Annotated in this window: 9 protein-coding genes and 1 pseudogene; 1 reads left to right on the top strand and 9 read right to left on the bottom strand. The window is 71.3% G+C overall.

The window, feature by feature from the left end; all coding sequences use genetic code 11:
• Positions 1-13: 13 nt before the first annotated feature.
• Positions 14-925, bottom strand: coding sequence for an ABC transporter permease subunit (locus tag QQM67_RS16240; protein ID WP_399066872.1), 912 nt, complete (start codon positions 923-925; stop codon positions 14-16).
• A 211-nt stretch (positions 926-1,136) separates the two neighbouring features.
• Here QQM67_RS16240 and QQM67_RS16245 point away from each other — a divergent pair, with 211 nt between their 5' ends.
• Positions 1,137-2,315, top strand: a complete 1,179-nt coding sequence (locus QQM67_RS16245; protein WP_314174597.1) for an ROK family transcriptional regulator — start codon at positions 1,137-1,139, stop codon at positions 2,313-2,315.
• A gap of 121 nt (positions 2,316-2,436) precedes the next feature.
• Here QQM67_RS16245 and QQM67_RS16250 read toward each other — a convergent pair whose 3' ends face one another.
• From QQM67_RS16250 to QQM67_RS16285, 8 genes and pseudogenes are all read right to left on the bottom strand, one after another.
• Positions 2,437-3,777: a cyclopropane-fatty-acyl-phospholipid synthase family protein gene (locus QQM67_RS16250; protein WP_314174598.1), complete on the bottom strand. Its 1,341-nt coding sequence runs from the start codon at positions 3,775-3,777 to the stop codon at positions 2,437-2,439.
• Between the two features lie 246 nt (positions 3,778-4,023).
• Entirely contained in the window at positions 4,024-5,445 is a 1,422-nt protein-coding gene (locus tag QQM67_RS16255; RefSeq protein WP_314174599.1) for an NAD(P)/FAD-dependent oxidoreductase, read from the bottom strand.
• 431 nt (positions 5,446-5,876) lie between these two features.
• Entirely contained in the window at positions 5,877-6,803 is a 927-nt protein-coding gene (locus QQM67_RS16260; protein ID WP_314174600.1) for a Ppx/GppA phosphatase family protein, read from the bottom strand.
• Positions 6,804-6,897: 94 nt separating this feature from the next.
• Complete coding sequence (locus tag QQM67_RS16265; RefSeq protein ID WP_314174601.1) at positions 6,898-7,446, bottom strand: DUF501 domain-containing protein; 549 nt, start codon at positions 7,444-7,446, stop codon at positions 6,898-6,900.
• A 216-nt stretch (positions 7,447-7,662) separates the two neighbouring features.
• Positions 7,663-8,121: pseudogene (locus tag QQM67_RS16270) on the bottom strand (FtsB family cell division protein); the annotation flags it as partial.
• A 212-nt stretch (positions 8,122-8,333) separates the two neighbouring features.
• Complete coding sequence (gene eno / locus QQM67_RS16275; RefSeq protein WP_314174602.1) at positions 8,334-9,614, bottom strand: phosphopyruvate hydratase; 1,281 nt, start codon at positions 9,612-9,614, stop codon at positions 8,334-8,336.
• Positions 9,615-9,906: 292 nt separating this feature from the next.
• The gene (locus QQM67_RS16280) at positions 9,907-10,848 is read right to left on the bottom strand and encodes a transglycosylase family protein (RefSeq protein WP_314174603.1); all 942 of its coding nucleotides are present in this window, start codon (positions 10,846-10,848) and stop codon (positions 9,907-9,909) included.
• 347 nt (positions 10,849-11,195) lie between these two features.
• Positions 11,196-12,449 (bottom strand): cytochrome P450 family protein, encoded by a 1,254-nt coding sequence (locus QQM67_RS16285; RefSeq protein WP_314175110.1) that lies wholly within the window; start codon positions 12,447-12,449, stop codon positions 11,196-11,198.
• Between the last annotated feature and the right edge of the window lie 187 nt (positions 12,450-12,636).

Consider the following 12,636-nt stretch of genomic DNA (forward strand, 5'->3'; position numbering starts at 1 on the left):
GGGTCCTCCCTTCTCAGCCGAGGTCCGACCGGCCGGCCCTCATGAGCCGGTACTGGACGACGGTGATCGCGGTCAGTACGAGCATCAGGGCGACGGAGATGGCGGAGGCGTAGCCGAACTGCATGCGGTCGAACGCGAGGTCGTAGATGTACAGCTGGAGCACGTTGCTGGCGTTGGCCGGCTTGCCGTCGGTCGTCACGGAGACGGTGTCGAACACCTGGAACGAGCCGATCACCGTGATGATCAGGACCAGCGACATCACCGGACGCAGCAGCGGCAGCGTGATGGAGCGGAACATCCGCCACTCGCTCGCCCCGTCGACCCGGCCCGCCTCGTAGACCGTCGGGGGTATCGACTGAAGCCCCGCGAAGATCAGCAGCGCCGTATAGCCCACGTGCCGCCACACGTTGACGAGGGCGATCGTCGGTATCACCCACGAGGCGTCGCCGAAGAACGCGATCCGGTCGAACCCGAGCCACGCGATGATCTCGTTGCCCACGCCGAGCTGCGTGTCCAGGATCCACAGCCACACGATCCCGGCGACGACGTTCGAGACGAGATACGGCGCGAGGACGATGCCCCGCAGGACGGTCGAGCGGGTCAGCCGGTGCATCAGCACGGCTATCAGCAGCGCGACGACGGTCTGCACGCCGATGTTGATCACGACGTACTGCACGGTCACGCCCAACGAGTCCCAGAAGACCGGGTCGTTGACGAGGCGCCGGTAGTTGTCGAGGCCGACCCACTTCTCCGCGGAGAGCAGATCGAAGCTGGTGAAGCTGAGGTAGACGCCGCGCAGCGTCGGCCACACCAGGAAGACCAGATATCCCAGCAGCGCCGGGGCGACGAAGAGGACGGCGGTGCGGGCGTCGCCGAGAGCACGGCTCGACGGCGGGCTCACAGTCGTCGGTTTGATCAGGGCCACCGGCAGACCTCCTTGTCCGCGTCGTCCTCTGGTTCGTCCCCCGGTCACATCACGATGGATTTACTTCTACGTGGAAGTTATTCTGGGTGTCAAGGCGCGGAACATGGGAGATTCAGTGCCGGAATCGAGCGTTCATAGTTCCAGGCGGAAGTTATCCGGGGCTCGCCTAAGCTGAGAGCCCCAGGTCCAAGACCCTTTGCGGAGGCCGTGATTGAACGGATCGAGCAGCCCGGGCCGTCCGGCCCCGAGCTGGAGGCCGCTGACGCCCGCCGAGCGGGCGGTCGCCATCGAGGTGCTCACGAACGGTCCGACGTCCCGCAGTGAGATCGCCCGGCGACTCGGCATGTCCGGCGGCAGCCTGACCCGTCTCGCGAAGCCGCTGATCGACTCCGGCCTGCTGCTGGAGGGGCTCACGCCCGTGGCCACGGCCGGGCAGGGCCGCCCCGGCCGGCCGCTGGACATCGTCACCGACCCCTGGCACTTCGTGGGTCTGAAGATCACCGCCGACACGGTCTACGGGGTGGTCAGCACGCTGAAGAGCACCGTGGTCCGGCGTGAGGACCGGAAGCTCGGCTCACCGGAGCCCGACGCCGTGGCCGACGCGGCTCACTCGATCGTGCGGTCCTTCGCCGAGGAGTTCCCGCACCTCGCGGGCATCGGCGTCGGCCTCGGAGGCCAGATCCGGGAGCGGTCCGTGGTCGTCGACTCCCCGTATCTGGGCTGGCAGGAAGTGCCGTTCGCCTCGCTCCTGGAGCAGCGCACCGGGCTCCCGGTGGTGGTGGAGAACGACTTCGCGGCGCTCGTCGAGGCGGAGACCTGGTTCGGGGCCGGGCGCGGCCTCGACCGGTTCGCGATCCTCACCATCGGCGCGGGCGTGGGCTACGGGCTGGTGATCGGCGGAGAGCCGGTCCGCACCTCCGACGAGCACTACAGCGGCACGGCGGAGCGCTGGATCCTCGACCCCAACGGCCCGCTGACGCCCGACGGGGAGCGCGGCAGCGCCACGTCGCTGCTCACCGTCCAGAGCATCGAGTACCAGGTCCGCGCCGCGACCGGCACCTCCGCCGGCTACGAGGAGATCCTCCGCCTCGCCGGGCGGGGCGACCCGGCCGCCTCACGCGTCATCGGCGAGGCCGCCCGCGGGCTCGGCATCCTCATCGCGCACATCGCCAACTTCGCCCTGCCGGAGAAGATTTTGCTCGCCGGTGAGGGCGTCGGGCTCATGGACGTCGCGGGCGAGACGGTCTTCGAGACCATCGCCGCCCACCGCAATCCGCGCGCGAAGCCGGTGAACCTGGAGACGAAGGTCTCCGACTTCCACGACTGGGCGCGCGGCGCCGCGGTGCTCGCGATCCAGGTGCTGGTGCTGGGCGAGGACACCGGCGACTGACGGGAGTTCACCCCGGCTGGGCAGTAGCCGGGGCCACAGCACGAAGTGACCGGCGGGAGGGCGCCGCCGTGGCAGCGCCCTCCCGCCGGTCACCCCGTCTCCCGGTCGTGCCGTCACGCCGTCATGCCGCGAGCCACTCCCGGGTACGCAGCGGAAGTCCGGACGCCCCGTCCTGCGGCGTACGGACGGCGAGGATCTGGTTCACACCGATCCGGTTGTGCTCGAACGCCAGCGCCGACGCGGCCATGTAGAGCCGCCACACCCGTGCGCGCCCGTACGAGCTGAGTCGCGCGGCCGTCTCGAACGCCGCCTCCAGATTGGCGACCCAGGCGCGCAGCGTCAGCGCGTAGTGCTCACGCAGCGATTCGAGGTCGCGCACCTCGAAGCCCGCCTCCTCCAGCACCGCGACCGTCTGCCCGACCGGAGCCAGCTCGCCGTCGGGGAAGACGTAGGCGTCGATGAACTCGTCGACCCTGTAAGCCGATTCGTCCGGCACCGGACGGCGCCCGATCTGGTGGTTGAGCAGCCGCCCGCCGGGCCGCAGCAGCGCGTACAGAGCGTCCGCGTACCGGCGATAGGGCTCCCTGCCGACGTGTTCCGCCATGCCGACGGAGGCGATCGCGTCGTACGGGCCGTCACGCACCTCGCGGTAGTCCTGCACGCGGATCTCGACCTGGCCCGTCAGGCCCTCCTCCGCCACCCGCTTCCGCGCGTACGTGGCCTGCTCCTGCGAGAGCGTGACGCCGACGGCGCTCACCCCGTACTCACGGGCCGCGTGCAGCACGAGTGAGCCCCATCCGCAGCCGACGTCCAGCAGCCGCTGCCCCTCGCGCAGCGCCAGCTTGCGGCAGACGAGGTCGAGCTTGGCGCGCTGGGCGTCGTCGAGCGTGGGGGCGGTGCCGGGTGCCGCGGGCTCCCAGTAAGCGCACGAGTAGACCATGCTCGGCCCGAGCACCAGCTCGTAGAAGTCGTTGCCCACGTCGTAGTGGTGGCTGATCGCCTTGCGGTCGCGCAGGCGCGTGTGCCGGCCGCCGAACCGCGTGCGCCGCTCCTCCGCGGGCGGCGACGGCGGCGGCAACGCACCGCCGAGCGCGACCAGTTCGCGCGCTGCGGCCCGTAGGCCGGGATCGCGTACGCGGGCGAGGGCCGAGCGGAGGCCCCGCGGCTGCGCCTTCTCCTCGTCCTGGTTCCGCTCCCACATCAGACCGGCCAGCCGGTCGAGCAGTCCGTACAGCTCGCCGTCCCCGTCGGTGTCGAGCTCTCCGGCCACCCAGGCGCGGGCGAGGCCCAGTTCGCCGGGTCGCCACAGGATGCGCCGCAGCGCGCGCCGGTGGCGGACGCGGAGGACGGGAGCGCCCGGCGGACCCGCTTCGCTGCCGTCCCACGCGCGGATGCGTACGGGGAGCGGTGCCCCGAGCAGCCGCTCGGTGAGCGCGCTGAGTCGTGACGCGACATCGGTCATTGCACACACCTCCATGACGGAAGGGGTGGAATCCCCGTACATGCAACACGATTGTCGTGCGAACTATGCCGACGCACACACCGGTTTGTCCCCGCATCACCTCGCGCGAAGGTGCGGGAACGCCGAAGGGGGCGCCCGCCCCACGGATGGCGGACGCCCCCTTCACGGAGGTCTTCGGTGCACCGTCCTCGCGCCGGTCAGGCAGATCTCTCGGATCTGCCGGATCCGGACGGCGGGACGGCGGGCTCAGGAAGCCTTGGCCTCTTCCCGGTGGTTCGCGGCGCGGCTCTCCTTGATCCGGGTCTTGCGCTCGGCCGCGGCCTCCTCCGTCGCGGCGGCGGTCACGGGCGACGCGGCCTCGTAGAACTCCTCACGGGGGTGTTCCATCGCGCCGAGCGAGACGACCTCGCGCTTGAGGAACATCGCGAGCGTCCAGTCGGCGAAGACGCGGATCTTGCGGTTCCAGGTGGGGACGGCGAGGCCGTGGTACGTGCGGTGCATGTACCAGGCCAGGCGGCCCTTGAGCTTGATCCGGGTCTTGCCGAAGACGATCATCGCGACGCCCTTGTGCAGCCCGAGCCCCGCGACGGCGCCCTTGTTGGCGTGCTTGTACTCGCCCTGCGGAAAGCCCCGCAGGCCCGAGATGACGTTGTCGCCGAGCGCCTTGGCCTGGCGCAGCGCGTGCTGAGCGTTCGGCGGGCAGAAGGCGCCGTCCTTGCCGGAGGCCAGGTCGGGCACCTGCGCGTTGTCACCGGCGGCCCAGATGTGGTCGGTGCCGCGGACCTGCATGGTCGCGTCGACGTCCACGTGTCCCTTGGGACCGAGCGGCAGGCCGAACCGGGCGAGCGCCGGGTTGGGCTTCACGCCGGCCGTCCACACGATGGTGCTGGAGTCGACCTCGAGACCGTTGCTCAGCACGACGTGCCCGTCGACGCAGGACTCCATCGAGGTGCTCAAGTAGCACTCCACGCCGCGGCTCTTGAGGTGCTCCAGGCCCCACTCGCCCAGCTTCGGGCCGACCTCCGGCAGGATGCCGGGCGCGACGTCGACGAGGATGAAGCGCATGTCCTCGCGCCGGACGCTCGGGTAGTACTTCGCCGCGTCGCGGGCCATGTCCTCGACCTCGCCGACGGTCTCCGCGCCGGCGAAGCCGCCGCCGACGAAGACGAAGGTCAGCGCGCGGCGCCGTACGTCCTCGTCGGTCGTCGAGTCGGCCTTGTCCAGCTGCTCCAGCACGTGGTTGCGCAGGCCGATGGCCTCCTCGACGCCCTTCATGCCGATGCCGTTCTCGGCCAGGCCGGGGATCGGGAAGGTGCGGGAGACGGCGCCCATCGCGATGACCAGATAGTCGAAGGGCAGGTCGTACGCCTCGCCGACGAGCGGCGCGATCGTGGCGACCTTGCTCTCCTGGTCGACGGTCGTCACACGGCCGGTGAGGACCTCGGCCTTGGGCAGCACACGCCGCAGCGGCACGACGACATGGCGCGGAGAGATGCTTCCGGCCGCGGCTTCGGGAAGGAAGGGCTGGTACGTCATGTACGAGCGCGGGTCGACGACGGTGACCGTCGCCTCGCCGTAGCGCAGCTTCTTCAGGATGCGCCGCGCCGCGTACAAACCGACGTACCCACCACCCACTACGAGGATTCGGGGACGCTCCGTGGTGCTCATGTCATCGAGTATCCACCTGGACCCGGGGGCGACCTCGTGAGGGGCTTCACAAGCATGGTCCCACCCCCTGCTACACTGCGCCGCCACACTCGGGAGCACCCCCGACGCCCGTTCATCCGGCAGCAACCGCGACGCGGCCATCCCCACGCTGAGCTGCATTTATCGCCCGCTCCACGAGAAGCGCACCCGAGCCGGTGCTCAGCCTTAGCGTGGCCGGAATACGGCGTTCACAGAAGCCCGCGCCCCGCGCACCCCCTCGCGGGGGCCTTACCGGTGTGATGTGCGTCCGACGAGGCGGTTTTCCACGTGAATTATTTCACGAGACTTCTTCCAGAGGGCTGCCGAGAGGTGCCGGAAGACCCTTTCAAAGGAGAGCGCCGTTGCTCAAGTGAGGCTCTCAAGAGGGTTCCCGGCCGGGGTCCCGGCAGGGCTCAAGTCAGGCTCCACGCAATGCCGTCGAGGATGTCGTGCTCGCTGACGACGACCTCCTCCGCCCCCGTACGTTCCATGATCGTCAGCAGTATGACGGCGCCCGCCGTGATCACGTCCACGCGCCCGGGGTGCATGACCGGGATCGCGGCCCGCTCGTCGTGCGTCGAGGCCAGCAGCCGCTCCACGATCCCGGCGACCTGCTCGCGCGGGACGCGGGAGTGGTGGATCGCGGCGGCGTCGTAGGCCTCCAGGTCCAGCGCGATGCCGGCGACTGTCGTGACCGTGCCCGCGAGGCCGACGAGCGTACGGGCCTGCGCGAGCGGGACGCTCCGCTCCACCTCGTCCAGGGCCGCCTCGATGTCCGCCCGCATCGCCTCGTGCTGCTCGGAGATGACGGGCCCGGAGAGGCCGTGGCGCTCGGTGAGCCGCACACATCCGATGTCGACGGACCTGGCGGCCCGCACGGAGTCGTCGCCGACGACGAACTCGGTCGAGCCGCCTCCGATGTCCACGACGAGATACGGCTTGTCCAGATCCCGGCGTCCCGCCAGCTCCCTGGTGGCCCCGGTGAAGGAGAACTGCGCCTCCTGGTCGCCCGTGATCACCTCGGGCTCGACGCCGAGGATGTCCACGACGCCGCGCACGAACTCGTCCCGGTTCTCCGCGTCCCGCGAGGCGGAGGTAGCGACGAAGCGCACGCGCCGCGCACCGTGCGTCTCCACGGCCCGCGCGTACGTACGGCACGCCGCGAAGGTGCGCTCCAGCGCCTCCGGCGCGAGGCGGCCCGTACGGTCGACGCCCTGGCCGAGGCGGACGATCTCCATCCGCCGCTCCAGGTCCCGCAGCTCGGCGGCGGCCGGATCGGCGTCGGCGACCAGCAGCCGGATCGAGTTGGTACCGCAGTCCACGGCGGCGACGCGGGTCATGCGCTCTCCTCACGCTCCTCACACGACGGGTCGGCCCCAGCGTATGCGGGCCGGGCCGCACCGGTGCCGGCCCGGGCCCGGCCCCGGTAAAGGCTCAATGTGCGCCTCGGTCCGCGGCGGCGGGCGGCGGCTCCGGCGAGACGCAGGGGCCCTTGGACCACCACTCCGGGAGCATCGCCAGCGCCTCGTCGCCGAGCGGGTTGACTCCGGGGCCCGCGACGAGCGAGTGCGCGACGAGTACGTGCAGGCACTTGACCCGGTCCGGCATGCCGCCCGCGCTGGGGAAGCCCGCCAGCACCTCGATGGCGTCGCGGCGCGCGAGATAGTCCTCGTGCGCGGCCCGGTAGGCCGCCGCCAGCTCGTCGTCCTCGGCGAGCCGCGCCGTCATCTCGCGCATCACGCCGTCGGCCTCCAGGGTGCCGATGGCTGAGGCCGCGCGCGGGCACGTCAGGTAGTACGTGGTGGGGAAGGGGGAGCCGTCCTCCAGCCGGGGGGCCGTCTCCACGACGTCCGGCAGGCCGCAGGGGCAGCGGTGCGCGATCGCGCGCAGTCCGCGCGGCGAGCGGCCCAACTGCGCCTCGACCGCCGCCACATCGGCGTCCGTGGGCGGCGTGAGCTCGGTCTGCGGCGGTGGCTCTTCCATCGGTGCGGGCTCTTTCGGGGTGGGGTGGTGAGTTCGGGAGTGCGTGTCGGGACGCGGGGCGGAAGAAGCGGGAGAAGCGGGAGAGGGGTGAACCGGCGGTGGGCGGGCGGGAGTTCAGCGGTCCGCGGCGGAACCGCCGGGCGGCCCCCCGGGGTTGGCCTCTCGACCGGACCGGTGGGACCGGTCGGAGCGGTCGGACTCGTCGGACCGATCCGCCTGGTCCGCCTTGTCGACGCCGTCCCACAGATTCTGGTACCAGGCGCGGTCGGGGCCGCGGTCCGAGGGGCTGTGCGCACCGCCCGTGCCGTCGGGCAGGGTGAAGCCCGTCTCTCCGGGGCGCACGAAGTGCAGGTGCTCGCGGGCCTGTTGCTCGACGTACGCCGGGTCCTGCCAGCGGGCGCGCTCCTCGCGCAGGCGCTTGACCTGCTGGCGCGCGTGCTCCGCCTGGCGCTGCTGCTCCGCGATCTCCGTACGCTGCGAGACGTACTGACGCATCGGATAGGCCAGGGCCACCACGAGCGAGCAGACGACCAGCGCCAGCACCGCGGCCCTCCCCGTGAGCCGGCTGCGGCGCGGTGCGCGCACGGTGCGCCCGCGAGCACGGTAGACGCGCTCGGCGGCCCGGGTGCCGAGCGCCCTGAGCCTGGTCGCGGTGGAGAACCGATCCGCGGGCACGTTCCTCCCCTGTCCCCTTCTCCGCTTTCTCCGCTGTACGTGGTGCTGCTGCGGGCCTTGTCCCGGCCCACCGGTCGGCGCCGAGAGGGCCCGCGCCCGTGCGTGCTCCCCGGAGGCCGAACGGCCCCCGCCACCGTACGGGAACGGCGGCGGGGACGGGCGCAGCGACGGCCGGTCGACGCCGCGGGCACGGGCCTGGAGCCCGCGTTTCGTCAGCCCTTGTAGCGGGGGAAGGCGCTGCGCCCCGCGTACACGGCGGCGTCGTCCAGGATCTCCTCGATGCGCAGCAGCTGGTTGTACTTGGCGACGCGCTCGGAGCGGGCGGGGGCACCCGTCTTGATCTGGCCGCAGTTGGTGGCGACGGCCAGGTCGGCGATCGTGACGTCCTCGGTCTCGCCGGAGCGGTGCGACATCATGCACTTGAAGCCGTTGCGCTGCGCGAGCTCCACCGCGTCCAGCGTCTCGGTGAGCGAGCCGATCTGATTGACCTTCACCAGCAGGGAGTTCGCGGCGCCGTCCTCGATGCCGCGGGAGAGCCGCTCGGGGTTGGTGACGAAGAGGTCGTCGCCGACGAGCTGCACCTTGCCGCCGAGCTTCTCGGTGATGGTCTGCCAGCCGTCCCAGTCGTCCTCGTACAGCGGGTCCTCGATGGAGACGAGCGGGTAGGAGTCGACGAGTTCGGCGTAGTAGTCCGTCATCTCGGCGGCCGTGCGGTCCTTGCCCTCGAAGGAGTAGACGCCGTCCTTGTAGAACTCGGACGCGGCGACGTCGAGCGCGAGCGCGATGTCCTGCCCGACGGTGTAACCCGCCTTCTGGATCGCCTCGATGATGAGGTCGAGGGCCTCGCGGTTCGAGCCGAGGTTCGGGGCGAAGCCGCCCTCGTCGCCCAGGCCGGTGGCCAGGCCGCGCTCCTTCAGTACGGCCTTGAGCGCGTGGTACGTCTCGGCGCCCCAGCGCAGCGCCTCCGAGAAGGACTCCGCGCCGATCGGAGCGATCATGAACTCCTGGATGTCCACGTTGGAGTCGGCGTGGGAGCCGCCGTTGAGGATGTTCATCATCGGCACGGGCAGCAAGTGCGCGTTCGGGCCGCCGAGGTAGCGGAAGAGCGGCAGGTCGGACGCCTCGGAGGCGGCGTGCGCGACGGCGAGCGAGACGCCGAGGATGGCGTTGGCGCCGAGCGAGGACTTGTCCGCCGTGGCGTCCAGGTCGAACATCGCCTGGTCGATCAGGCGCTGCTCGGTGGCGTCGTAACCCACCAGCTCCGGGCCGATCTGCTCGATGACGGCCAGCACGGCCTTCTCCACGCCCTTGCCGCCGTAGCGGCCCGTGTCACCGTCGCGGAGCTCCAGTGCCTCGAAGGCTCCGGTCGAGGCGCCCGACGGAACGGCAGCACGGCCGGTGCTGCCGTCGTCGAGGCCGACCTCGACCTCGACCGTGGGGTTGCCTCGCGAGTCGAGGATCTCGCGGGCTACGACGACGTCGATGGACGGCACGAGGAACTCCTTCGTCAAGTGTCTGGCTTACTGCCCAGAGCCTAACGGGCGCGGGGTCGTGCCCCCGCCGGCCAGTCGTGTCGGGCGGTGGAACAGCGGGTGACGGGGAGCGGAGGAGGCCAGCTCAGGGGTCCGCGGGAGGGATTCCCGGGTTTGTTTGGGAAGGGAAGAAAAGAACCGGCCCGGCGGTGCGGACGTGCGCCCTGGGCGGTGCGGCGGGGCGATCCGGGTGGGCGTGCGTAGGTGGACCCCGATCCGCGAGTGCGGACCGGGGCCGCCGCTGCTCCGTACGTCAGAGGCTGAGTTCCTGGCCGGGCAGGATGAGGCCGGGGTCGGAGCCGACGACGTCGCGGTTGCGCTCGTACAGCTTCCGCCAGCCGCCCTCGACGTCCTCCTCGTCGGCGATGCTGTAGAGCGAATCCCCGTGGGAGACGCGGTACTTGCCGTCCTCGCCGTTCGCGCCGTCCTTGCCGGCGTCGCCGGCGTCGTCGCGTCCGTCGGCGCCGTCGCCGCGGGAGGGACGGTCCGCCGAGTCGCCGCCGTCGCCGGGATCAGCCGGCTCGTACGAGTCGCCGGCACCCTCGTCCGCGGGCTGCTCGCCCGAACCGCCTGAACTGGCCGAGCCGTCCGAGCCGTTCGGGTCGGACGTGCCGGGATCGGAGGCACCGGGGTCGAAGCCGCCGGGGTGGGAGGCGCCCGGGTCCGGGACGTCGGGGGCGGAGGTGCCGGGCGCGCCGCCCTCGTCCTCCGGGGCGTCCGTCGACGGCGTGGTGGGGTACGGGCGTTCGGCCACGGGGCCGTCCGCCACGTCCTCGGTTCCGTCGGGGTCGACGTCCGGTGAGCCTGGCGAGTCCTGGGAGAGGCCCGCGGCCTGCGCGCAGTCGCCGAACGGGTCGGTGCCCTCGGCGTCGAGGACCTTCTCCGCGATGGTGATCTGCTGGTCGCGGCTGGCGAGATCGGGACGTTCGGCGTAGTCGGTGCCGCCGTACTCCTCCCAGGTCTGCTGGTCCAACTGGAGCCCGCCGTAATAGCCGTTGTCCTCGTTGGCGCTCCACAGACCGCCGCTCTCGCAGTCGGCGACGGTGTCCCACGTCGTGTTGTCCGCCGCGCTCGCTGCCGTCGCTCCCAGCAGTGGGATTGCGAGGCCCGCGCCCGTCACGCCTGCCGCGACGACGAAGTTGGGGGCCTGGCGGGGGCGGCGGTGGCGTCCGTTCCCGGAAAGCAGGGGCGGCATGCGGGGTGACCTCTCGTAGGGACACACGACGTTGCGGGTGGGGGTGGGGCGTAACGCTTGCGTGGTGCGAGGGCGGTGCGCGTGCGGGGTGTTGCGGTGCCTGGGCGTGGTGCGCCTGAACCTTGTTGCGCAGTTGCGCAGTTGCGCAGTTGCGCGGTGGAGCGGGTGGTGCAGTGGTGTCGTGGTGCTCTTGCGGGGTGGCACACAAGTGCCGGGCCGCGCGGGAGAACTGAGCCCGCGCGGTCGCGCTTGAAGGTAGCTTCCCGAGCTTCATCATCACAAGGCGGTGTCGCGTACATCACGTGAACGTCACACCCGTGACCTCGTGTCACTCCCGTCACACAGCGTCATCCCATACGTCCTCGCGGCGTGAACTCCACGGGCAGCGTGCGGAGTCCGCGCATGATGAGACCGCCGCGCCAGCGCAGGTCGTCCGGCCGGACGGCGAGTTCGACGTCCGGGAGCCGGCGCAGCAGAGCCGTCAGCGCGACCCGGCCCTCCAGCCGCGCGAGCGGTGCGCCGAGGCAGTAGTGGATGCCGTGGCCGTAGCCCAAGTGCTGGTTGTCGCGCCGCCGGAGGTCGAGCACGTCCGGATCGGCGAACTTCGCCGGGTCGCGGTCCGCGGCGGCGAGCACCACGAGCACCGGCTCGCCCTCGGCGATACGGACGCCGCCGATGTCGAGCGGTTCCGTCGCGAAGCGCCAGGTCGCCATCTCCACCGGCCCGTCGTAGCGCAGCAGTTCCTCGACCGCCGTGGCCGGCAGCCCGTCCTCGTCGCCCGCGGACACCGCGTCGTGCAGCAGGGCGCGCTGCCGGGGGTGGGTGAGCAGGGCGTACGTACCGTTGCCGATGAGATTGACCGTCGTCTCGAATCCGGCGAAGAGAAGGATGAAGGCCATCGCGGCGGCCTCGTTCTCGGTGAGGTGCTCGCCGTGGTCGCTGGCGCGGATCAGCCCCGAGATGAGGTCTTCGCCGGGCATCTCCCTTTTGCGGTGGATGAGTTCGGCGAGATAGTCGCGCATCTTCTTCACGGCGCGGCCGACGCCGCCGCGCGGAGGGCCCGGCTCCCCCGGCTTGTGGTGGCGGAGCATCATGCCCGCCCAGTCGCGGAAGTCGTCCTGGTCCTCCGACGGTACGCCGAGCATGTCGCAGATCGCGTAGATCGGCAGGGGGAACGCGAACTCGTGAATGAGGTCCGCCTCGCCGCGCGTTGCGAAGCCGTCGACGAGCTGTTCCGTCAACTCCCTGACGCGCGGCTCGAATTCGGCGACCCGAGCCGGAGTGAACGCCTTCGACACCAGCCGCCGCAGCCGCGTGTGGTCCGGCGGGTCGATGTTGAGCAGGTGCGTCATCAGGTTCGCGCTGCGCTCGCCGGGGATGCCGACCTTGCCCTTGCCGTGCGCCGAACGCTCGTGGTGGTGCCCGGGGTTCTTGCTCAGCCGCTGATCGGCCAGGGCCTGACGGGCGTCGGCGTGCCGGGTCACGAGCCAGGCCTCGACGCCGCTGGGCAGTTCCGTCTTGCGTACGGGGGCGTGCTCGCGCAGCCAGGCGTAGGCGGGATACGGGTCGGCTGCGAACTCCCAGTCGAAGAGCGGAGGCATGGGAGGGGTGGGCGCGGCGTGCGCCTGGGGACGGCCAGCGGTGCCGGTGCGGTTGCCGTTGCCTTTGCCGGCGCATGCTCCGTTTCCGGCGCTGGTGCCGGCGCTGGTTCCGGTTCCGGTTCCGGTTCCGGTGCCGGTGCCGTCGTCGTGGGGGCAGCCGGGCGCGGGCTCCGCGGTGCCGTCGTTC

Source organism: Streptomyces winkii, from assembly GCF_032248595.1.
Taxonomy (GTDB): Bacteria; Actinomycetota; Actinomycetes; order Streptomycetales; family Streptomycetaceae; genus Streptomyces; species Streptomyces winkii.

Coding starts and splice junctions, on each gene's coding strand:
- QQM67_RS16265 (WP_314174601.1), bottom strand. CDS start 7,446: ATGGAAGAGCCACCGCCGCAGACCGAGCTCACGCCGCCCACGGACGCC.
- QQM67_RS16260 (WP_314174600.1), bottom strand. CDS start 6,803: ATGACCCGCGTCGCCGCCGTGGACTGCGGTACCAACTCGATCCGGCTG.
- QQM67_RS16280 (WP_314174603.1), bottom strand. CDS start 10,848: ATGCCGCCCCTGCTTTCCGGGAACGGACGCCACCGCCGCCCCCGCCAG.
- QQM67_RS16255 (WP_314174599.1), bottom strand. CDS start 5,445: ATGAGCACCACGGAGCGTCCCCGAATCCTCGTAGTGGGTGGTGGGTAC.
- QQM67_RS16285 (WP_314175110.1), bottom strand. CDS start 12,449: ATGCCTCCGCTCTTCGACTGGGAGTTCGCAGCCGACCCGTATCCCGCC.
- QQM67_RS16250 (WP_314174598.1), bottom strand. CDS start 3,777: ATGACCGATGTCGCGTCACGACTCAGCGCGCTCACCGAGCGGCTGCTC.